This window comes from Chryseolinea sp. T2 (assembly GCF_037203685.1).
GTDB lineage: Bacteria > Bacteroidota > Bacteroidia > Cytophagales > Cyclobacteriaceae > Chryseolinea.
The window spans coordinates 1-21,228 of the sequence record NZ_JBBCAU010000005.1 but is presented as its reverse complement, the minus strand read 5'-3'; the positions used below and the strand labels follow the sequence as shown (position 1 = coordinate 21,228).

Below are 21,228 nucleotides of genomic sequence, written 5' to 3'. Positions count from 1 at the left end.
AATGTAGAATAATAACCCCGCAGCAATATCGAAGTGCATTCACAAAATCCATTTACATGGGGCTTTTCAACAAAAATCATTTACGTCTAACGGCGCGCCGTTTGCTCCGATAATAAAAAGCCTCTTTACCAGATAATGCTATAATCCAGGATTTATAATTAAACCAAGATGACGAGTATCACCGACAAGCATGAAATCAAAGTCTTGAAGACTATCAAATCATGCGTGACGGTGTCCGGCGACTCCTTCGCGATGACTCGCGGATTTCCTTTGTGGGTGAGGCGAGCACTGCGAAACAACTTTTTAGTCGGGTAGCATCGCTTGACGTCGATGTTCTGATTATGGACGTTTACCTCGATTCGAATGACGATAATCCACAATACAACGGATTTGAAATTTGCAGATTAATTAAACAACAATATCCACGGATTAAAGTACTTGCTCATTCGATGTATGACGACGCTGAAAAAATTGCAAAAGTGATCCGTGCAGGTGCGTTGGGTTTCGTTTCCAAGAAATCGGGATTCGAACAATTGTTAAATGGTATAAAGGCAGTTGCATCTGAGAAATTCTTCATCTGTGAAGACGCCTCCCGAAAGCTGAAGAACCTTCATGAATTTCTATCCGGACTGGAAGATACTCTTATAGCAAGGGAGGAGATTTTTACGTCGCGAGAACGGGAAGTACTGGAGCTTATTGCAACCGGCTACTCATCAAAAGAGATCGCCGAGAAATTAAGGATTGCTGAACGGACTGTTGAAACGCATCGCAAGAATATGCTTGAGAAAGCGGAAGTAAAGAATACTGCAGAACTGATCGCTTTTGCTGTAACAAAGGGTTTTGTGCGCCGCTAACCATATACCTGTATTACATGTCACTTGAGACTGTACCGTCTGTTACCAAAGAATTCGTGCTGGAACTTGCGCGCAAGCATCCAAACGCAATGGTGGTGAATCCGCACAAACACGAAGTACTGTTTGTTTCGGAACAAGTCGGGCGAATTACCGGGATTCAAAGTGGAATGCATCTCGCTGAACTTAAGAATCTTCGCAATGCATTGGTGTCGCACGATCAAACACTTTTGCTGGAACACTGGACAGCTTTACAATCAGGCAAAGCATACGTAGAATTTGAAACAGCCTGGAGAAACGAAACCAGATCAAGTCGCCTGTGCATATCTGCCGTGCAACTATTCAATGGCGAATACATCGTAGTATATGTCGATGACATCAGTACGGCAAAAGCTCATGAGGATTATCTTGTTGAATTTGGGACGAAGAAAAACACGACGCTAGACAGTGTTCTGCACTTTGTAAGCGGTGCAATCACGCTGACCCAACATTTTTACATTGAAGCCGGGCGGAACCTGGAGATATTTGATAAAGACAATCTTAGAGATCTTCTCGACTTGATTAACCAAAACAGCCAGCATTGTCTGGATATTATTAACAGCGTAACGCGTAACGAATACGACAAGTCACCTCTGGTGGCTATCAAAGCTTCACGGATTAGTCTGATTGAGAAACTTCAATATATCCTGGAAAATATTATTGCAGCTTATCCGCAGAGGCAATTTACTTTTTATACCAAGGATCCGGAGATTATCGTTGAGGTTGATGAATTTAAACTCCTTCAGGTCATTAACAATTTTGTGTTTAATGCTATAAAATTTAGCAGTCCTGATGACCCCATAGACCTCCGCGTATTTACGGAGAACAAAAGTGTAGTAATCTCAGTAGCCGACAAAGGCATAGGCATACCGATAGAGCTTCAATCCTATATTTTCGATCGCCATACGATTGCCGGGCGTACCGGATTGAATGGCGAACCTTCACACGGCATTGGGTTATCAATTTGTAAACAACTCGCGAACCAGATGGGCGGACGAATCTGGTTTACAAGCAGTGAGAAGTATGGCTCGGTATTCTATCTGGCAATCCCGGAATTTTCCTAAAGAAAACGGCATCGTGGGAAATACGGATGCCTGTAAAATTTCAATGGCGTAGTATTGCACTTTAGACTTACCCTTCGAGGCACTTTTTTTATCAAATGATTCTTCCATGGATTATAAGTCAAGGACAAAACTCGAGACCCGCATCAAGTCATATTTTATTGACGAGGTACGAAAGGAATGTGGCGAAGATTTCAAGCTGATCGAGGATCGAATTGATTCTTACCTTCAATCGAATAACCTAAAAGACGCCAAATTTCTTGCGAAAGCTGAAATCAATATGATCAAGAACGGGTCCGCTAACAACCGCAATAGCGACAGAGAGAGCGATCGCGGTCATTTTTGAGCAATCATTTACTATTTTGCTCTAACGGTAACAATCACACGTTGGTATCTGGTTAGAGAAGGCGTACCGTTGTCACTTGCCTGCAGGACAACGTGAATGGTCTGCCCTGCTTTCGCATCTTTGGGAATCGTTACTCTGCATTGCAAAGTATTGGCATTCGAAAGGATAACATCATTCGTATAAGTACCGACTTTAAATTGCCACCAGCCGATCGCCATCTTGTCGTTATCGGGATCTGACGCCGAGCCATTGAGTCTTATAGTTTCTCCCGGAGATGCCATCACTTCAAGTGGTCCCTCGATCTTAACCAGTGGCTCGTGATTTGCGTCGGCATATTTAGATTTTGTGGTCCACTTCATTCGTGCGGCAAAATCCTGCTGTGCCGTGGCAAAGAAATCGGGAAAGGTGTTTACGTTCTTGTTCTGTCCCACTGAGCCAAGTGCATTGGCCATGGCCTGCTGAGAGGTGTCGCTTAAGTTGAAGGAGAAACTTTCAGCTCCCGGATCAGACAGCTCCCGACCGCCCCAACCGCCGTAAGGTCCGAACTCATGAGCGCGCAAGCCATTGCCCAGCATGTTCATGAACGTTGGATTGTCACCCTCACCCAGCCACGAACCCTTAGGTTGAACCGGCATCCAAACAACGTAACCCATCTTCCTCAACTGGTCATCGGTGTAACCCGTCATGCCGAAATAGTCCATGATATCACCTTTAACCATCTGCTTTCCATCACCCCATACACGATATAATGCGCCTAACGGTCCGCGGTCTGTTACATTCTCTTTCATCCATGCGGGCGTCAGCAACTTCGCGTTCCCAGGTGTTGCTCTCAGCTGTGCTCCATATCCATAGTTTGGACCTTCGCGGAACTGTCGGTAGTCGATACCCTTCCAGTTAGGCTTGATGTATTTTGCATATGTGTCATCCTGATCTCCCGACGGAAGCAACACGACTTTGCGCAAAACCTTATTCCTGACCGACTCCCATTGTGCTGTGTACTCGTATTGTTCCTGGATTGACTTCAACGCCCGGGCTATGGTACTTTGCCCTCCCCAGGCGGTTATATACAGCTGCCCAGGCTTCTCATCGAGTATCAATGATCTGATCAGATCTGAGCCGGGTGTGTCTTTAGAGATGTCGCCGTCAAAATCAATATTGCCGTAGCGGACCTTTGACTTCAGTTCTTCGGGAGTCGGATAGTTAGCATTGTGAACTTTCAGGTTTGGATAAGCTTTCTCGTAGGCTTCTACGATGTCGTGAATGAATCGTTCGTCTTTTGCCCAGCGCCACGATTCACACGGACATTTGTCCTGGCCGAAGCGGTTATACTCTCTGCCAGGGACAAACCATTTGGTGCCTTTACCATCGCCCTTCCAGTGAAATCCACTGCTGGCATAGATCAGGCCCTCGACCTGTACATCGCTGCTGTACAGTAGGAAGCGTATTAATGAGTTGTTATCGTCCAATTCGGGGTCGGCGGTGATGACTATTCTTGGGCGTGGACTGTCATTTGGACCCTGCGCCCAGGCGCCGTTGTGAATGAAAATCGTGACCGCCATGCTCAGGCAGAGGCAGAACTTGTGGACCAGGCCTTTTGTGGACTTAATCATTGATTGTCGTGTTTACTGCTATTAAAGATTACGTTCAGTGTCTGAAAAGATTACGCTCAGTGGGCCAGGGCGTGCTGCCATCCTTTATACCACTTTTTTACATTCTGGTCACCGGATGGCCGTACCGTTGTTTTCTCACTGTTCAGTTCAGTGAGATGATTCAGATCACGGAAGATCTTACAATGCAGGCCAGCGAGGTATGCAGCACCTAATGCAGAAACATCTGCAATTCCGATATTGACCACAGGCTTCCCGAGCAACTCTGCAAGGAAATTGACGATGAATTGATTTGAGCTGATGCCGCCATCAATCATCAACTGCTGCAAACTTATGGATGTGTCGGACTCCATCGCGGCTATTACATCCTTGATCTGATAAGGTATGGATTCGAGCGCGGCCCGAACGAGGTGATTTTTTGTGGATCCAAAAGTCAGGCCTTTGATCTCACCCCTCCGGCTCATCTGCCAGTGAGGAGCGCCGAGACCACTGAAACCCGGAATGATATAAACACCTCCATTGTCAGAGACGGCCTTCGCCATTGCCTCCGTCTGTTTGCTATCCGTGAACAACTGGAGTTCGTTTCTCAACCATTCTATAGTGCCACCACAGGTAACAATGACGCCTTCCAATGCATACTGAACCTCAGTCTCCGTGCTCCAGCAAATCGTAGACACCATGCCCGTGTTTGAACGCGTCACCTTATCGCCCACACTCATCATTACTGAACAGCCAGTTCCAAGCGTTGCCTTTGCCGTGCCCGCGTTGAAACATCCTTCGCCAAATGCAGCGGCATGAGAATCACCGATAAGTGCTGTGATCTCAATCCGTGAAGGCAATAATCCATTGAAATCACTTTCACCAAATAACGACGACGATGGCTTCGGCTTCGGGAGATTCAGTTTGGAAACGCCGAAAAGGTCCAGCAGGTCATGATCCCACGCGAGTTTGTTCAGATTGAAAAACAACGTTCGCGACGCGTTCGTATAGTCCGTATAATAATTCGCACCATGGGTCAGCTTAAACAGCACCCAGGTGTCCACCGTTCCGAAGTAGGCCTTGCCTGCATTGATGGCTTCCTTCACTTCGGGAATGTTTTCGTACAACCAGCAAAGCTTGGTTCCGGAGAAATATGGATCGAGTAGCAGTCCCGTTGACGAACGAATAGCGGGCTCGTGTCCCTGCGCTTTTAATCGTTCGCAAATGGCCACGGAGCGTTTGCATTGCCACACCAGCGCATTGCAGAGCGGGACACCATGCTCATCCCAGATCACGAACGTTTCTCGCTGATTGGATATGCCACAGGTGCGGATATCCGCTGCGTTGCCACCCCTGGATTTAAAATCAGCAAGGCACTGCTCAACTGAAGTCAATACGTTTTTAAAGATCTCTTCAGGGTCCTGTTCCACAAATCCATTGGGCAGGTAATTTGTCTTCAGCGGTTCTGTTCCTTTGGCAAAGGCTCTTCCGTTTTCATCAAACAGAATGGTTTTAGTGCTGCTGGTTCCCTGATCAATGGCTAAGATGTATTTCATTTCTCTGGTTTGCTATGCATCAGCCTTTGAACCTGATCTGTCTATAATTACTGCTAGCAGAATAACTGCTCCCTTCACAACCTGTTGCCAGAAGGGCGACACATCCAGCAGAACCAATCCGTTATTCAGCACACCAATGATGACGGCGCCCAATACCGTTCCCAGTATACTTCCTTTGCCGCCGGAGAGCGACGTACCTCCAATTACAACTGCCGCAATTGCGTCGAGCTCATAGCTGATACCGGCATTCGGTTGTGCAGAATCCAGTCGTGACGTAATCATGATCCCTCCTACAGCAGCGAGGCCACCGGCAATAGCATACACAACAAGTTTTACTTTGTTGATGTTGATACCAGAGAGCCTGGCCGCGCTTTCATTTCCTCCGATAGCGTAGACGTAGCGGCCCAATCTTGTTTGCCGCGTCAGCAAAACGGCAACGACAACGACGATGATTGATATCCAAACTGGCAATGGAACTCCCAGAAACCACCCCATTCCGATGTAATCGAAATCGTTGCCAAGATTGCTTATAGGATAACCTTTCGTCCACAGAAAAGTCAAGCCCCTCGCAATAGTTAGCATGGCAAGTGTTGCTACAAATGGAGGCACTTTAAATTTTGTGATTGTCCATCCGTTGAAGAAACCCAGTGCAGCACCAACCATCAGACCTGCGAGCACTGCACCTAACACCGTGAAGCCCACGAAGAGGTTTATGGAAGGAACAGGCAAACCATTCTTCAACAACCCTGCGGCTACTGCTCCCGACAGCGCAAGCACAGAGCCAACAGAAAGATCAATCCCGGCGGTGAGGACAACAAGCGTCATTCCTGTGGCGATGCAAATATTCACTGAGATCTGTCGCATGACATTCCAGGCATTATCTACCGTGAGGAACTTGTCGGTGAGCAGTGTCAGCGTTACGCACAAAATAAACAGTGCGATCAACGACTGAAATCTCTTCACCTGAGCGGTATATCTCTTTAAACCCGTGTTCACCTGAATTTCTATCTCCATTAGTTAAGATTTTTGGGAATGGCTGCCATCAGGATTGAATCCTCCGTCGCTTCTGCTATGGGGATGTCGGCTGTAAGGCGTCCTTCAGACATCACCAGCACTCTGTCGGAAACTGCGAGGATCTCGGGCAACTCCGATGAGACTACCACGATAGCCATACCCGCCGCGGCCAGTTCCTGTATCAACCGATAGATCTCGTTCTTTGCCCCGACGTCTATGCCCCTCGTGGGTTCATCCAACAAGAAGATCTTCGGATGTTTCGCAAGCCATTTTCCGATCACCACTTTCTGCTGATTACCGCCGCTCAGGTTTCTAACCGTTTCCTTTCCCGATGGAGTCTTTATCCTGAGTTGCGAGATATATCTTTCTGCAAGCTCTTTCTCCTTCACCTCGTTGAGGAAAATGCCCCTTTGCAGATTATGCAGCGTGGTGATACTGATATTTGTCGTGACGTCGAGTCCCAGTACAAGTCCGTCCTTCTTGCGGTCTTCAGGCACGAGGGCAATCCCGGCTTTGATCGCGTCATCGGGCGATCGGAATGACACCTGCTTACCGTCTACGAATATTTCACCCGTTGTGAGAGTTGGATGAAGGCCAAAGATTGCCTCCATTAGCTCAGTACGACCGGCACCCATTAATCCAAAGAGGCCAATAACCTCGTGACCCTTTACACTGAATGAAACATCGGTCAATACTGCCCCGCCCCTTCTTTGCGGCTTCTTAAGGCACAGCTTCTCAATCCTCAGCAATTCCTGCTGATGCGGTTTTATAACTTCAGCAGCGCGTGAAAGATTAATCTCCCTGCCAACCATCTTATTGACGAGGTGTTGATGATTCGCGTTTCCCATTTCACCATTCTCGACAAAACATCCATCACGCATCACAATGTAATGATCCGCGATGCGAAATAACTCGTCGAGTTTGTGCGAGATATAGATGATGATCTTATTCTGTTGTCTAAGGCTGTCAATTATACCGAACAGCACATCTACCTCCTTGTCGCTGATTGCCGAAGTAGGCTCATCCATTATGATGATCTGGGAGTCATTCAGCAACGCCTTGGCAATCTCGACGACCTGCTGCTGGCCCACCTTCAGTTCTGAGACCGGTGTATGCGGACTAACGTTCAGGTGAAGACGGGCCAGCAATTCGGTAGTCTTCTGATTCATCGCTCTTTTATCCAGAAATCCCCAGTCATTTACAATTTCGCGACCCAGGAAAATATTCTCCATCACGTTAAGGTGAGGTACGAGATTTAGTTCCTGATGGATCATTGTTACACCGGCGTTCTGAGCGTCGCGAACATGACTGAAGTTTAATGTTCTGTCGTCATACGCGATCCTTCCCTCGTAGTCACTGTACACGCCCGAGAGGATCTTCATCAACGTAGATTTACCCGCACCGTTCTCCCCAAGGAGCGCGGTAACTTTTCCTTTATGCAGCTGCATGGAAACGTTGTTGAGCGCAATCACGCCCGGGAACTTCTTCGTTATGTTCTCGACAAAAAGCATTTTTAGTCCTTAGTCTTGAGTCCTGAGTCTTTAGTGCTGTGTTTTTCGCTGACACTGATTTTACTGAACATATTTTCGTTTACTCATTACTGGTCAATTCAACACATTAAGTCTAACAGGTACGACCTCGATGGTGTCCAGTTCAAGGTACTTTTTATTGAGTTCAACTGCTCCGACAAATTGCACAGCAGATCCCTCCTTTGCTTTAGCAACAAATGGAGGAATGACTTCCGCCCTTACGATCTTATTGACAGATTCTGATACGCTGTTCAGCTCAGCGGTATTGTTGAAATCACTTAACTGCACAAGTCCGGATGCATCGCGAATGGCATTTCCGTATATGAACTCCGTGGCAATGGTTGCAACCGGCTTTGAGGTCGCGTTGGTAGCATTTACAGTAACACCGGTGTCTGTAAGTCTGGCAACAGTGCCTTCACCTCTTACGAGAAAGTAGCAAATATTACCTATGGCAAGGGCGTGAGCGTATCGCTTAACTGCTGCCTCAGGATCCTTATTAAGCAATGACACAAGAGTGTTCAGATCAACAGCGCTATCTATCGCCAGCGGAAGTTTATCCTTGTAAAATGATCGTGCAAATGCATCGGCATCAAAATTCGATACGCCCGATTGCGAATTGACTTCATCAAGCTTCCTGAAGTACACGGACTTGAAACCAAGGAATGCCAACAGGCCAAGTATAACAATGTATTTAACAACCCTGTTGCGCATGGAATCTTATTGCTTTTGTTCCGTTTTGCCATCGTTCTCCCGCTCACCGAAGGCAAGATAATTGTCGACGTTTTTTCGCGTGATTAACTCTACGGCTACCGGCACTTTCTTGGCGAAGTCGCGTTTGCCCTTGAAGTACTGATCGGCGAAGATGGCAGCATGCTCAGCAATGAGCTGGGGAAACTGCATTCCCGTCGCATCGATCTTGCCATTCCGGATGGCCTCTACAACATCGCCGGCACCATCAAAACCAAATACGCGTACATTGGTCTTCCCTGCTGACGCCAGTGCCTGATAAGCTCCGCTAGCCATAGCGTCGTTACCGCAGAAGACGGCGTCGATGTCAGGATGTGCCTGCAATATGGACTCAAGCACCTCCATCGCCTTGTTGCGATCGAATTCAGCACTTTGCTGCGACACCATTTGCAGCTCGGGATAGTTATCAACCACGCTGTGAAAGCCTTTGGAACGGTTCCAGGTGTTGTTGTCGTTAACCAGTCCAAGTAACTCGACATACTTTCCTTTCCTGGCCATCTTCTGTACGAAGTATTTACCCAGGGCGACACAGCCAGAATAGTTGTCGGAGAGGATTTGAGATGTCGCTCCGTCGGTAGTGTTTACCTCGCGGTCCATACAGAACACAGGAACATTGGCGTCCTTTGCCCGCCTGACATTCGCCACTGATCCGTCGGCATCTGTCGGGTTGAAAAGAATGGCATCATATCCGGATGCCAAGGCGTTTTCAAAATGTTCTGTCTCGAGAGCTGTATTATTTTGTGAGTCAAAGATTTTCGCCTCATAGCCTAACCTGCGAACTTCGGCAGCCGCAGTTTCTGCAAGAAATACAAACCACGGATTGTTAAGTGTGGAGATTACTATGGCCACTTGTTTCGTGTTGTCATCTGACGATGGACCACACCCGTTGAAACACAACAGAAGGGAAGTCAGGAATAACAATCGCGCGATGTGTCTGATCATAACCTTTTGTTAAGCAGGTTCAAAGCGACTTCAGATAATCCATCTTTCGATATGCCATAATGAGAGAAGATCTCAGCCTGTGATCCCGTGACCGTGTATTCGTCGGGTATGCCAACAATGCGGAAGGCATTCCTGAAACCCTGCTGAAACATAAATGAAGCACATGCCTCGCCGAGACCGCCGTTGATCATGTGTTCCTCCACCGTAACGACGGGCCTACCCGCCCGCCCCAGTGACGACAGCAGGTCGCGATCCAAAGGCTTGATGGTATGCATGCTGACGACGCCAGCCTGAATGTTCTGCCCCGCCAGCTTTTCCGCCGCCGCGAGAGCAGGATGAACCGTTTCTCCGGTAGCGACAAATGTTAAATCATCTCCCTCCCTTATAATGCGCGCTTTTCCAAACTCAAAATCATCGGGCGACGCGGCCGTCAGATGCGGCATTGCCTTCTTACCAAAACGAAGGTAAACAGGATGAGGAAGCTCTGCTGCCCTGCGAATTGCCTGCTCAGTTTCATAGTTGTCTGCGGGAGCAACGATGATGATATTATTAATCGCCCGCAAAACAGCGAGGTCGTGCAGACTGTGATGAGTAGTACCCAATGCTCCATAGCTCACGCCCGCACTGATACCAATCAACTTGACGGGATTGTCGGAATAGGCAACATCATTTTTGATTTGCTCGAGAGCACGTGCGGTGAGGAAGCACGCCGGTGAAACGGCAAACACTTTCTTTCCAGTTGATGCCAGTCCTGCTGCAACGCCTACCAGATTTTGTTCTGCAATGCCAATCTCAACTATCTGCCTGGGAAACTTCTGCCCGAACGGAGTGAGTTTTCCGGAACCGCGGGAGTCGCTGGTAACTACCACCACAGATTTGTCTTTATCTGCCAGAGCCTGCAGTGTTTCGGAGAAGACGTCGAGATTAGCTCTGCCGTTTAGAACTCCGGACCCCTGTTCAACAACTGTTCCCACGTTTCACTTATTTTGAGTAATTCAATTCACTTTCTCTTCGTACACCTTCAATATCGTTCAGATATCAAGTTCATGTCACAATCACATCGCCCGATTCAGAAGTCATCCGGAACGGTGGTGTTGGCAACATCCAGCTCGGACAGGGCCACCTGATACTGTTTCTCATCAGGCACACCGTGGTGCCATTTCAACTGATTCTCCATGAAGCTGATGCCCTTTCCCTTCACCGTATTCGCTATGACCAGGCTTGGCCTTCCCTTCGCAAAGGGCAATGAATCGAAGCATTCTTTCAGCGCATCGATATCATGACCATCAACAGTTCGAACTTCCCAACCAAAGCTCTCAAACTTCTTATCGATGGGGTCTGTGTTGCACACATCGGCAGTCGGACCAGTGATCTGCAGGTTGTTCTTATCGATGATCGCGCAGAGATTATCCAATCCATAGTGTGAGGCAGTGAGCGCGGCTTCCCAGTTGGATCCTTCCGGCAGTTCGCCGTCGCCGAGAAGCGTAAAGACGCGAAACGGTTTCTCATCCATCTTGCCGCCGATGGCAACGCCAACGCTGATGGGCAAACCATGCCCCAGGGCTCCTGTGTTTTGCTCCACACCAGGCACTTTGCGTGTAGGGTGACCGATAAAGTGTGACCGGTACTTACAGAGCGTGTCCAGTTCGGTCTCCGGAAAGAATCCTTTGTCGGCCAGGACAACAAAAAGCGCTTCAACCGAGTGGCCCTTACTTTGGATGTACCGGTCGCGATCGGGCGATTGAAAATTATCAGGACCAACGTTCATCACATGATTGTACAGAACGTTTAATACATCGATACACGAAAGGCTTCCGCCTGTGTGGCCGGCATTGGCGTGGTAGATATAACGCACAATGCTCTTCCGATATTCGATCGACTTCTTTTTTAAGTTATGATCTGCCATCATCTGCAATGTTCCCTTGTGTCGGTCTATTTCTCGTTGTGATGATGGATCTCCCATCCCATATAGTTACCCATTGCCTCTTTAAGTATGGCCGCCGTCTTTGAAGCGTTCATGACTACGTGGTGCTCGAACCCGTTCCGGCAAACGTAATGCATGAGCTTCTGAAGATCTGAGATCTGTGCCACCGCGCGGGTTCCGAATGTGTGCAGCGGGTCATCGGTCAGCACGCCTTCACCTACATAAGCTTTCATCACTCCTCTCGTATCGTCGGTACTTATGCGACCGAATGTCAACGGAGAGGCTGGAGTGCGCCCAGCCAATGCGCCGTAAGTATTCTCCTCTCCCACTGAAGTTCCCAGGATTGGTGCTGTCGCGATTTCAACGTCCGGCAGGAACGACTTCGCCCAGTTACCGCAGTGAAACAGCACGACCTTTTCATCATCGTCAGAATAGTTGTTGTTCCAATCCACCAATGCACTTGGAGAGCCTGAAGCCAGCTGCATGGCATACATACTCAACGTTCCGGTGACATCGACTTCACACGCGCTCGGAAGCATGTTCTCGCTCATCATGCTCATGCTTGTGCAGACGTTACATCCGTAGTTCTGCTGCAACGAAGTCCAGCATTGAATGGCGGTGGCGTCGAGCGCATGTTCTGACATGAACGAGTTGAGCGCGACATCGAGTTTCGCGATCTGCAACAGTTTGTCTTCGGGAGTTCGCCCCGTTGGTGTGTACGACTTTATGGCGTCGATGCGATCCTTTACACTCTGGTCCTGCGGAGTCAGCCGATTCGCATGACCAAGAATAGCAGAAAGGTCCGTTGTCACCACAGAGATACCGTTGCGCTGAAGGATCTTCTCACTGTACCTTACTGTATTGAACGCGCCCGGCCTTGCACCAACGGCGCCGATGCGCACGGTGCGCAATCCTTTAACAACTCTGCACGTAGCGATGAAATCATTGAGGTCCTGCGTAAAGGTTTTATCCGAAGGATGAACGACGTGCTTTGTCGTCAGCGTGTATTTGATTCCGTACTGATGCAGGTTATTGCAAACGGAGATCTTTCCGCACCATGCATCTCTCCGGCGAGCGACATCCATTTTGTTCAGATCATCGGGGTATGCCTGAATCAAAACAGGAACATCCAGTCCCGAGAGCTTTATCGTTTCGGCCACTCCCTTTTCGTCTCCAAAGTTCGGCAGGACAACGACGATGCCCATGATCTCATCAGCAAATTGCCTGAAGAGTGCTGCACACTTCCGGGCGTCCTGAAAAGTTTCTACGCCACCGAGCTTGGTGTCGGCCTCTGTAAGCATGATAGGCCTGACCTTTGCTTTTTCGAAGGCAACAAGCAGATCGGCACGGCATTCACCCACCAGCTTATCGGGAAAGAAATCTCTGTTCCCAATGATGACTCCAAGCGTAACTTCCCGTTGGTTATTTTTCATTTTGATTCGTAGCGATAATCAGTTCAATTTCATGATCGCGAAACACCTGGCGATGTTTCTCTTCGATATCCGGATCGGTGATGATGTAATCAATGAGTGCCAGCGCACCGAGACTTGCCAGGGCCGTCTTACCAATTTTGGTTGAGTCGGCAACGAGGTAAGTAGTTTCAGCTGCTTCGATCATTGCCCTTTTCACAACGATGTCGCTAATGCTCGGATAGGTTAAGCCAGCCTTCAATGAGATGCCGGCAGTAGCGAGAAACAATTTCTGAACGTTTAGGCCTTTAAAGAAGTCGGCGGCCTTCTGTCCTGTTAGCGACAGCGTTGGAGGTTTGAATTCGCCGCCGGTAACGATGACATCTATTCCAGGCTCAGCGCCGAGGATAAGTGCAATATTGAGTGCGTTGGTGATTACCGTAAGCGGCTTGAAGCCCTTCAGCTTCTTGGCGATCTCAGTAGTAGTAGAACCTGAATCGAGAATGATGGTATCACCGCGCTCAATAAACTCGAGCGCCTTTCTGGCGATGAGTTCCTTCTTGTCGAGATGCTCCTGATGGGTAAGCGTAAAATCTTTCACCTGCCCCGGCACGCCTTTCATGAAAGCCCCGCCGTGTTCGCGGGTTATGAGTCCCTCCTTTTCCAGCTTTTCCAGGTCTTGCCGGATCGTAACTTCTGTGACTTTGAACAACTTAGCCAGGTCCAGCACTTTGGCTGAGCCGTCTTCCTGAAGGAGTTCCAGAATCTTGTCTCTTCGATGATTTGCCAGCATGGGTATTAAAATCAACCAATAATAGCAGATTTTCGTAAATATTCGAAATCATTAGAAAATAAAAGCAAACCGTACAGAAGTAAAAGGAAGCTCCTGGCCTCAAGTGAGGCAGCGAAAAAGGCCCCTTTTTAAGGGCTTTTGATGCTTGTTAAATGGAATTAGAGAGAGCGTCTCCTAATCAGCCACCGGATAACCTGCATCGATCCAATCGGCCTTCACATTGCGCGGAAGGTTCAGCAGTTTGTGATTCTTAAATCCCATCGTGGTAAGTAGTGTAAACGCAGGCCTGATGTTAGGACATTTGTTAAATGGGCAGCATCCACAGTAGAGCACTATTTCTTTTTCCTTCGACACTTTAGAAAGACGATTTTCAAGTGTCTTAATGTTATTGCCTTCATGTGCTGCTCCGATCTCAACAGACTTAGGAATAACTGCCGACGGCCCAACACTGATAATCAGTGGTTGTTCCTTTGCGCTGTCCTTTATCGTAGCTGCAAGATCGGCAGGACTAAGTAACTGATCGTTGCGCCAGGGCTCCTGCTGCAGCGTGAATCCTAACAGTGCAGCCAGGAAAATGGTGCATGAAAGCAACAGCAATGTATTTTGGGTGACCTTTTTGTACATGGGTTATCAGTTAAGGTGCATTTGTAAGCTGCAATGCAGTTTAGAATTTTAACCGCAAAATGTAAAACTCTAGATGTAAAATGTAAAAGTAAGTACGTCTTATAACCGGACTTGTTGTGATAGTACAGAATGTACTTGTATTTTTAAGCCTGATACTAAACGGGGTGCCTTGCTGAACGATAAACAATCGAACAGCTGAATAAAGGCTGAGATCATACCCATTGAATATTGCTGCAGGACAACTGCAGATATTCATGCACCTGATCTGGGTAATACCAGCGTAGGGAACCGGTACATTTCGTATATGTCTGCGCATAACCCTGGCGACGGAAAATGTATCACTCATATTATGCGTGTAACAGACTGGTACTATTTATTTGAGGATCAACTCAGGCAGACTGATGCTATTCAATGGATTGTTTTGATCACGGGCGTTGCTGAAGTCTTACTGGCGCGGGCTAATCACGTGGCGTTGTATGCAGCTGGCCTTGTTTCAAGCCTTCTATCAATTTACAGTTTATATTCCGTGCAACTGTACGCCGAATGTGTGCTTGGAATGTATTACGTCGTAATGAGCATTTACGGCTGGTGGTTCTGGGTTAAGAAAAAGAACCGGCCGGTCGTGCAGGTTACGTTTACAAGCCGCAGGGAGTGGATTGTTGCCATTTTCATCGTGCTGGTAAGCTGGGCCATTCTTTATGCGAGCCTGATTACATTTACTTCGTCGAACGTCCCCGCGTGGGACTCGTGGGTAACGGCAACCGCATGGGCGGGCACGTGGCTGCTGACGCGACGAAAAGTGGAGAACTGGTTGTTGCTGAATGTTTCCAACATCTTTGCCATACCACTGCTTATGATGAAGCAACTCCCTCTGTTGGCTGTGCTGACTTTATTCCTTTTTATCGTTGCCTGCTTTGGATATTTCGACTGGCGGAAGCTGGCGGCGAGCAGAAATTGACAGTTATTTGCCCGGCTGCTTCGGCGTGGATGATTTGTAAAAAAATGTGTAGTATGTGTCTGTAATACACATTCTCTATGAATAAGAGCATTGCCGTACTTTCAATTCTTTTCTTGTCGGCACTGGCAACGGTATCGGTAGCGCAAAAGCGATCTCCATACACAACAGGTAAAAACATCACGACGTCTGTGTATCAGCCGGTCGATATCGTTTTTACAGTAGCAAAACTTCCTGCGGGTAATCCGTTCGATATCATATTTGGCGCGCTGGTTACACACAGTTCCGGTAAGTCGTATACGATACATGGATTCTACAATGGCGATATGGAATATGTATTACGGTTTTCTCCCGAGGCTGAAGGCGAATATCGCTTTCAAACTTTCTCTGCAGTGAACAAGCTTTCTGCATTGAACGGTGTGATTACGGCATCGCCCAACGCCAATCCCGACATTCACGGACAGGTGAAGGTCGCGTCATCACATCGTCAAAAATTCATTTACCAGGATGGCACTCCCTATTTTTCACTTGCCTTTGAACTGGACTGGCTGTTTGCCCTGGACATCGACAACAAGTCGGGCATTCCTAAAACAACGGAGATCGTAGACGCCGCCCGCGCGAACGGCTTCAACCAGATTGTGCTGAATGTTTATGCGTTTGAAACTTTGTGGAAGACGGACGCCACTGTACCTAAGCAATACAGTTTCAAAGATCCATCCTATTCGGTGTTCATGGGTTCGAACGAAAAGCCGCAGTTCGACAAACTTAATGTTCCGTTCTTTAAACACTTCGACCGCGTGATCCAGCATTTGCACGAACGTGGAATAGCGGCACATATGATGATATACGTTTGGAACAAGAAGGTGAACTGGCCCGCGATGTACAGCGCTGACGACAACCGGTACTATGATTATATCATCAAACGCTACCAGTCATATCCGAATGTGATCTGGGATGTTTCGAAGGAAGCGCTCGACTATGGCCGATGTGACATCCCATACATCAACGAGAGAATTGAACGCACGCGAAGACTCGACACCTACAATCACCTGATCACCGTGCACGATTATGAGTACTGCTCCCGTGAGCCCGATAAGGTTGACTTCATTTCCATTCAAAACTGGCGGCCAGACTTATACTCGCTCAGCCTGGAGGCTTACCTCAGGCATTCTGATAAGCCTGTGATGAACATAGAACATGGCGGTTATGAAGAGGGCCCGTATTCAACATTCACCGGCAACTATACCAATGCGGAAGTATGCCTTGAGCGCACCTACGCGTGCCTGTTTGCCGGGGTGTACGGTTCGTACTACTGGCAGAATACTTCGTGGGACATCGTCATTTACGATATTATGCGGCAGGGTCAGACGATACAGAAGCCGCGCTTTGATTATTACAAACACATGCAGAAGCTATTCACCGCTTACGACTATACCAAACTAAATCCGCACAAACCCAAGCTTACGACTAACTCGAATCCCGGCAATGACAATCTCGCATTCAGCGGTTATGCACTGTCGGACGATAAGGGATTGTATCTCTTCTACGTGCCTGGATACAACTACAACGTATATACTAACATTCCAACGCCAAAGTCAGGACAGGTAATGTCATCGTGGTTCAACATCTTCTCCGGAGACACAACGCCTGTTGTAACCGGCAAGGGCGGTGGCTTTGGGATGTATACTTCGCCGTGGAAAGGACAGTCGGCAGTCTTGATACTTAGTGCTGTCGAATAGCATCAGAAAACGGGTCACGTCAGGGCGCCGCTTCTGCAATCCAGCCATGAAGTACACAATCACTCCGCCAGTCCGCCGCTGAAACTATCTGATGTTACTTGTAAACGCAGCCCGAATTGTCTGCTGCCACATAGTACGACTTGTAGTTCGTCGCCTTAGGATCTTTGCAGCCTTTCAAATTGAGTAACTTCACCTTTCTGAATTCGACAGGATGGCTCTCGCTTTGCAAAGAGATGTATCCTTCGGTAAGAGGGGTGCCATCAATCTTAACTGCACTGTCATAATCATTTACGACTCCCCCTCCCACCTGAGGTTTCGAATACCGTAAGACCGTGTCGCCCTCAACGATATGCGCAATGAGCGAGTCACCAAGAACAAGTATGCTCACGCTCACCCACTGATCACCATCGTAAGTTTTAGACGTTGAGTTTACGCAGTGCTCGGTCAGTAGTGAATCGTGCATCACCACGTTTGTTCCCGGCGTGCAAAGATTCGCCGTGGTTCTCTCGCCTTCTCCAAGGCCGCCCAACAGTTGTACCTCAATTGAAATTGGAAAGTCCTGATCGACGGCCATGCTTTCGGGAGACTGCCCGTGAACCATGACGCCACTGTTGCGCCGTGCCCATCCCTCGCCTCCGGTTGCCTGATTGCCGGTAAACCGATATTCAACATTGATCAGATAATGAGAGAACTTATCCTTGTAGAATATATGCCCATACCGCATGCGGAACGAATCATACTTCTCATAAGACACCTTCAATACACTGTCCTCAACACGAAACGTGTTGCCGAAGTTGTCGTTCAGGGCGTAGTGGCGAATCTTTGGTTTCCAGTCCTTCATATCAACCCCGTTGAAGAGATTGATCCACTCCTCTTTGTTGGGATCTTCTTTGCTTCCGCATTTGACAAGGAAAAGAGAGATAATGAGTAAGAGGCAAACAGGTTTATTGATCATGGCTTAAGTCGAATTTATTCAGGTTGAAGATTAAACAGGTTATTATATCGCCAGGCAAATGTCCGGGATCTATGTTTACATTCAAAATGAAGCTCATAAGAAGCGAGCTTTCGCAGTGATAAAGCTTCGACATCCCGTTGGAAGATCAGCCTGATAAATGGAGTCAGGACAGTAGCACGAGCAATGGCTGCATAAAATACTTAAGCTTCAAAATCTTTTCATATTATTGCGCTTTGTAAGTTAACTCTAAGTCAAAAACATCGGTATGAGCACACAGGCTTGTCCTTCAGCATCGGCAAAGAGCAGTATGCAGGGAAAGCAAAAGCTGATCACTACCAGGAAACCACAAAACAAGCAAGCAAACAGTTTCAATGTTTATCAATAAGATCAAGGCCGGAGATTCGGGTATTCTAACTTATGGCATTACCCCTCCAAAGTCGGGAACTACTCCTGAACGTACAGCGGAAATAGCAAGAAAGACTATCGAAAGACTTCTGCCGCTGGACATCGATGCCCTAATCGTTTACGATGTACAGGATGAATCTGCCCGCACTGCTACGGAGCGGCCATTTCCGTTTCTTCAGGCACAGGACCCGTTTGAGTTTGCAAGCGGACATCTGCAAGACTTAAAGGTTCCGAAAATTATTTACAGACCCGCGGGCATGTTTTCACCAAGCGAACTGCAGCGCTGGCTCGACGATCTTAACAAGCACAATTTCTATCCGGTATTCGTCGGGCTGCCGGCTCCGAATCATCCGGTCAAAACAAGCTTGCCAGAGGCGTATCAACTGTGGAGCCAATACAAGGAAACTTCTGTCATCGGAGCGGTGACAATTCCGGAACGACATGAAGTTCTTAAAGACGAAGACCAAAGGATCCTTGACAAGGTAAGCTGCGGTGTTTCATACTTCATTTCCCAGTGCGTGTTCAATTTGTCTTTCGCGAAGACTGTCATCGACGATCTTGAACGCACCTGTTCCCGTACCGGCATAAAGTTCCCGACGCTCGTCTTTACGCTGACTGTATGCGGGTCAGAAAAGACGCTCGACTTTATGGACTGGCTTGGCATTCATGTTCCCGATGATCTTAAGACGGAGTTCAAGACTTCAGATAACATGCTTGAACGGTCGGTGAATGTTTGCCTCAATATCGCATCAGAGCTTGCAGCCCACTGCGCGAGCAGGTCGTTGCCGTTTGGATTCAATATTGAAAGTGTTGCGACGAAGGCCAATGAAATCGAGGCATCAATATACCTGGTTAATGAAGTTGGCAGGATATTGAATCAGCATGGTGTGAGGAAGGTCAGTATGGCACCGACCACGGCAGCGAGCGGCTCATAACGAACGTACCCGTCCATTGCCTAATGGACTTATTGCTTCACGGCAACGGTTCGATCTAAGATACCGTATGGTCGTTGAGCTTGAAACTACAGTACTTGCAAAACACTGCATCCGAGTCGTGCCCGTCGCGCATGCAGTGAGGGCAAACCTGCGAGCTGATTTTTTCTTTGCTTTTCAGATTTATCATCTCCGACGAAACAATACCCGTTGGAACAGCCAGGATGCCGTAGCCAAGGATCATGATCACCGAAGCAATGAATTGCCCGAGGAATGTTTGAGGAGCGATGTCACCATAGCCTACCGTTGTGAGCGTGACGACAGCCCAGTACACACTTCGCGGTATGCTGGTGAAGCCATGTTCGGATCCTTCTATCACATACATTAACGCGCCTGAAAGTATCACGATGAGCACGACGGAAAACAGGAACACGCTGATCTTATGCCGGCTGGCGATGAGAGCGGCACGAAGCGTATTTCCAGCGCCAAGCAGGTGAGCAAGCTTGAGGATCCGGAACACGCGGAACAGACGCACAACACGGATCACGAGAAATATCTGCGCGCCGCTAAGGAAGATAGCCAGATAGGTCGGCAGGATGGACAACAGGTCGATGATGCCGAGGAAGCTCAACAAATATTTCGCTTTTCGCCTGGCAGCAATGATCCGCAGCACGTATTCAGAAGTAAACAGGATGGTGAACACCCATTCGACGACGACAAACGTGTCGCGGTTTGCGGCGGCAATTGAGGGAACGGACTCCAACATGATGATGATGGTGCTGAGCACGATGGCAATCAGTAGCATGATGTCGAATGTTCTGCCCGCCGGCGTGTCGGCTTCGAAGATGACTTCGTAGAGTTTGTCCTTCCAGTTCATGCATCAATTTAAACGTAATTGAAGAGATTGCATTAGCCCCGCGGAGCGGATCTTCTGGGGTAGCTCTTAATTGATGATTGCCTTTAGATCCCCGGAGGGATCTTCCATGTGTAGCATTGAACGTTCTTAAGCGCGGCGTGCGTCTGCAACGTCTTGTTAAAACGATTATTCGTTCCCCGCACGCAATTGCAAGCACGTTTTAATCAGCATCAATGCACGCATCCGCTAACGAGAATGATAAGGATTTCCAGATTGCAATCAGCGCACAGGAAGCCTTAATTTCAGATATATATTTTTTAATTATGGCAGACACATACACGCAGCTGATTGTCCAATTGGTCTTTGCTGTAAAATATCGGGAAGGAGTTATCGCGAAACACTGGAGGTCCGAACTTCATAAGTACATGACCGGGATCATCAAAAAAAATGGACACAAGCCATTGTGTGTCAACGGTGTCGAGGATCATGTCCACATCCTGGTCGGAGTAAATCCCGCACAGTCAATTTCTGCTTTGGTGCAGGACATAAAGAAAGTATCCTCACGCTGGATAAACGAACGGCGCCTTGTACGAGGGCACTTTTCATGGCAAGAGGGTTATGCGGCGTTCTCTTATTCAAGAGAGGCATTGCCCCATTTGGCGAGATACATTGAAAATCAGGAAGAGCATCATCGAAAACGGACTTTCCGGGAAGAATATGTTGAAATGCTCAAAGACGCCGACGTGCAATATGACGATCGATATATTTTCAATTTTTTTGCTACAGACAGAAGATCCCCTCCGGGGATCTGAATGCAATCTTTTTGCTACAGAGAGAGGATCCCCTCCGGGGATCTGAATGCAATCTTTTTGCTACAGAGAGAGGATCCCCTTCTATGTTAAAAAACAACTTCCTTAGAGAGTATATTTTCTTTTTTGGCAGTTTAAAGGGTTGCAACTTTAAGT

20 protein-coding genes are annotated in these 21,228 nt (G+C 47.9%); 7 read left to right on the top strand and 13 right to left on the bottom strand.

Features of this window, described 5'->3' with window-relative positions; all coding sequences use genetic code 11:
• Positions 1-218 precede the first annotated feature (218 nt).
• From WBG78_RS16955 to WBG78_RS16945, 3 genes are all read left to right on the top strand, one after another.
• On the top strand, positions 219-854 hold the full coding sequence (locus tag WBG78_RS16955) for a response regulator transcription factor (RefSeq protein WP_337328048.1): 636 nt from the start codon (positions 219-221) through the stop codon (positions 852-854).
• A 17-nt stretch (positions 855-871) separates the two neighbouring features.
• Positions 872-1,954: a sensor histidine kinase gene (locus tag WBG78_RS16950; RefSeq protein ID WP_337327648.1), complete on the top strand. Its 1,083-nt coding sequence runs from the start codon at positions 872-874 to the stop codon at positions 1,952-1,954.
• A 106-nt stretch (positions 1,955-2,060) separates the two neighbouring features.
• On the top strand, positions 2,061-2,297 hold the full coding sequence (locus WBG78_RS16945; protein ID WP_337327647.1) for a hypothetical protein: 237 nt from the start codon (positions 2,061-2,063) through the stop codon (positions 2,295-2,297).
• An 11-nt stretch (positions 2,298-2,308) separates the two neighbouring features.
• Here WBG78_RS16945 and WBG78_RS16940 read toward each other — a convergent pair whose 3' ends face one another.
• The 11 genes from WBG78_RS16940 to WBG78_RS16890 all read right to left on the bottom strand — a co-directional run bounded on the left by WBG78_RS16940 (position 2,309) and on the right by WBG78_RS16890 (position 14,421).
• On the bottom strand, positions 2,309-3,907 hold the full coding sequence (locus tag WBG78_RS16940; protein WP_337327646.1) for a DUF1593 domain-containing protein: 1,599 nt from the start codon (positions 3,905-3,907) through the stop codon (positions 2,309-2,311).
• 56 nt (positions 3,908-3,963) lie between these two features.
• Positions 3,964-5,439, bottom strand: coding sequence for an FGGY family carbohydrate kinase (locus tag WBG78_RS16935; protein ID WP_337327645.1), 1,476 nt, complete (start codon positions 5,437-5,439; stop codon positions 3,964-3,966).
• A gap of 12 nt (positions 5,440-5,451) precedes the next feature.
• Positions 5,452-6,453 (bottom strand): ABC transporter permease, encoded by a 1,002-nt coding sequence (locus tag WBG78_RS16930; protein WP_337327644.1) that lies wholly within the window; start codon positions 6,451-6,453, stop codon positions 5,452-5,454.
• Complete coding sequence (locus WBG78_RS16925) at positions 6,453-7,964, bottom strand: sugar ABC transporter ATP-binding protein (RefSeq protein ID WP_337327643.1); 1,512 nt, start codon at positions 7,962-7,964, stop codon at positions 6,453-6,455. The genes WBG78_RS16930 and WBG78_RS16925 overlap by 1 nt, the downstream gene beginning before the upstream one ends.
• Positions 7,965-8,057: 93 nt before the next feature.
• Positions 8,058-8,693, bottom strand: coding sequence for a DUF2291 domain-containing protein (locus WBG78_RS16920; RefSeq protein WP_337327642.1), 636 nt, complete (start codon positions 8,691-8,693; stop codon positions 8,058-8,060).
• Between the two features lie 6 nt (positions 8,694-8,699).
• Positions 8,700-9,671, bottom strand: a complete 972-nt coding sequence (locus WBG78_RS16915) for a D-ribose ABC transporter substrate-binding protein (RefSeq protein ID WP_337327641.1) — start codon at positions 9,669-9,671, stop codon at positions 8,700-8,702.
• Entirely contained in the window at positions 9,668-10,645 is a 978-nt protein-coding gene (locus WBG78_RS16910) for a transketolase family protein (RefSeq protein WP_337327640.1), read from the bottom strand. Before WBG78_RS16910 ends, WBG78_RS16915 begins: the two co-directional genes overlap by 4 nt.
• Before the next feature lie 95 nt (positions 10,646-10,740).
• Entirely contained in the window at positions 10,741-11,577 is an 837-nt protein-coding gene (locus WBG78_RS16905) for a transketolase (protein WP_337328047.1), read from the bottom strand.
• 26 nt (positions 11,578-11,603) lie between these two features.
• Complete coding sequence (locus WBG78_RS16900; RefSeq protein WP_337327639.1) at positions 11,604-13,028, bottom strand: L-fucose/L-arabinose isomerase family protein; 1,425 nt, start codon at positions 13,026-13,028, stop codon at positions 11,604-11,606.
• On the bottom strand, positions 13,018-13,797 hold the full coding sequence (locus WBG78_RS16895) for a DeoR/GlpR family DNA-binding transcription regulator (RefSeq protein ID WP_337327638.1): 780 nt from the start codon (positions 13,795-13,797) through the stop codon (positions 13,018-13,020). The genes WBG78_RS16900 and WBG78_RS16895 overlap by 11 nt, the downstream gene beginning before the upstream one ends.
• 174 nt (positions 13,798-13,971) lie before the next feature.
• A complete protein-coding gene (locus tag WBG78_RS16890; RefSeq protein WP_337327637.1) occupies positions 13,972-14,421 on the bottom strand; it encodes a rhodanese-like domain-containing protein in 450 nt (149 codons plus the stop codon).
• A gap of 349 nt (positions 14,422-14,770) precedes the next feature.
• Here WBG78_RS16890 and pnuC point away from each other — a divergent pair, with 349 nt between their 5' ends.
• Positions 14,771-15,379 carry a nicotinamide riboside transporter PnuC gene (gene pnuC, locus WBG78_RS16885; RefSeq protein WP_337327636.1) on the top strand — a complete coding sequence of 203 codons (609 nt, stop codon included), beginning with the start codon at positions 14,771-14,773 and terminating at the stop codon, positions 15,377-15,379.
• Positions 15,380-15,456: 77 nt separating this feature from the next.
• On the top strand, positions 15,457-17,115 hold the full coding sequence (locus tag WBG78_RS16880) for a DUF5060 domain-containing protein (protein ID WP_337327635.1): 1,659 nt from the start codon (positions 15,457-15,459) through the stop codon (positions 17,113-17,115).
• A 94-nt stretch (positions 17,116-17,209) separates the two neighbouring features.
• Here the strand turns inward: WBG78_RS16880 and WBG78_RS16875 are convergent, their stop codons facing one another.
• A complete protein-coding gene (locus WBG78_RS16875; RefSeq protein ID WP_337327634.1) occupies positions 17,210-18,070 on the bottom strand; it encodes a 3-keto-disaccharide hydrolase in 861 nt (286 codons plus the stop codon).
• Between the two features lie 371 nt (positions 18,071-18,441).
• Between WBG78_RS16875 and WBG78_RS16870 the strand changes: the two genes are divergently transcribed.
• A complete protein-coding gene (locus WBG78_RS16870; RefSeq protein ID WP_337327633.1) occupies positions 18,442-19,410 on the top strand; it encodes a methylenetetrahydrofolate reductase in 969 nt (322 codons plus the stop codon).
• A gap of 55 nt (positions 19,411-19,465) precedes the next feature.
• Here the strand turns inward: WBG78_RS16870 and WBG78_RS16865 are convergent, their stop codons facing one another.
• Positions 19,466-20,284, bottom strand: coding sequence for an ion transporter (locus WBG78_RS16865; RefSeq protein ID WP_337327632.1), 819 nt, complete (start codon positions 20,282-20,284; stop codon positions 19,466-19,468).
• Positions 20,285-20,586: 302 nt separating this feature from the next.
• Between WBG78_RS16865 and tnpA the strand changes: the two genes are divergently transcribed.
• Positions 20,587-21,075, top strand: a complete 489-nt coding sequence (gene tnpA / locus WBG78_RS16860; protein ID WP_337327631.1) for an IS200/IS605 family transposase — start codon at positions 20,587-20,589, stop codon at positions 21,073-21,075.
• Positions 21,076-21,228: the final 153 nt, after the last annotated feature.

What these genes read in the sequence shown, in the direction of transcription:
- WBG78_RS16950 (WP_337327648.1), top strand. Translation starts at nt 872, where the DNA reads ATGTCACTTGAGACTGTACCGTCTGTTACCAAAGAATTCGTGCTGGAA.
- WBG78_RS16945 (WP_337327647.1), top strand. Translation starts at nt 2,061, where the DNA reads ATGGATTATAAGTCAAGGACAAAACTCGAGACCCGCATCAAGTCATAT.
- WBG78_RS16940 (WP_337327646.1), bottom strand. Translation starts at nt 3,907, where the DNA reads ATGATTAAGTCCACAAAAGGCCTGGTCCACAAGTTCTGCCTCTGCCTG.
- WBG78_RS16935 (WP_337327645.1), bottom strand. Translation starts at nt 5,439, where the DNA reads ATGAAATACATCTTAGCCATTGATCAGGGAACCAGCAGCACTAAAACC.
- WBG78_RS16930 (WP_337327644.1), bottom strand. Translation starts at nt 6,453, where the DNA reads ATGGAGATAGAAATTCAGGTGAACACGGGTTTAAAGAGATATACCGCT.
- WBG78_RS16925 (WP_337327643.1), bottom strand. Translation starts at nt 7,964, where the DNA reads ATGCTTTTTGTCGAGAACATAACGAAGAAGTTCCCGGGCGTGATTGCG.
- WBG78_RS16920 (WP_337327642.1), bottom strand. Translation starts at nt 8,693, where the DNA reads ATGCGCAACAGGGTTGTTAAATACATTGTTATACTTGGCCTGTTGGCA.
- WBG78_RS16915 (WP_337327641.1), bottom strand. Translation starts at nt 9,671, where the DNA reads ATGATCAGACACATCGCGCGATTGTTATTCCTGACTTCCCTTCTGTTG.
- WBG78_RS16905 (WP_337328047.1), bottom strand. Translation starts at nt 11,577, where the DNA reads ATGGCAGATCATAACTTAAAAAAGAAGTCGATCGAATATCGGAAGAGC.
- WBG78_RS16900 (WP_337327639.1), bottom strand. Translation starts at nt 13,028, where the DNA reads ATGAAAAATAACCAACGGGAAGTTACGCTTGGAGTCATCATTGGGAAC.
- WBG78_RS16895 (WP_337327638.1), bottom strand. Translation starts at nt 13,797, where the DNA reads ATGCTGGCAAATCATCGAAGAGACAAGATTCTGGAACTCCTTCAGGAA.
- WBG78_RS16890 (WP_337327637.1), bottom strand. Translation starts at nt 14,421, where the DNA reads ATGTACAAAAAGGTCACCCAAAATACATTGCTGTTGCTTTCATGCACC.
- pnuC (WP_337327636.1), top strand. Translation starts at nt 14,771, where the DNA reads ATGCGTGTAACAGACTGGTACTATTTATTTGAGGATCAACTCAGGCAG.
- WBG78_RS16880 (WP_337327635.1), top strand. Translation starts at nt 15,457, where the DNA reads ATGAATAAGAGCATTGCCGTACTTTCAATTCTTTTCTTGTCGGCACTG.
- WBG78_RS16875 (WP_337327634.1), bottom strand. Translation starts at nt 18,070, where the DNA reads ATGATCAATAAACCTGTTTGCCTCTTACTCATTATCTCTCTTTTCCTT.
- WBG78_RS16870 (WP_337327633.1), top strand. Translation starts at nt 18,442, where the DNA reads ATGTTTATCAATAAGATCAAGGCCGGAGATTCGGGTATTCTAACTTAT.
- WBG78_RS16865 (WP_337327632.1), bottom strand. Translation starts at nt 20,284, where the DNA reads ATGAACTGGAAGGACAAACTCTACGAAGTCATCTTCGAAGCCGACACG.
- tnpA (WP_337327631.1), top strand. Translation starts at nt 20,587, where the DNA reads ATGGCAGACACATACACGCAGCTGATTGTCCAATTGGTCTTTGCTGTA.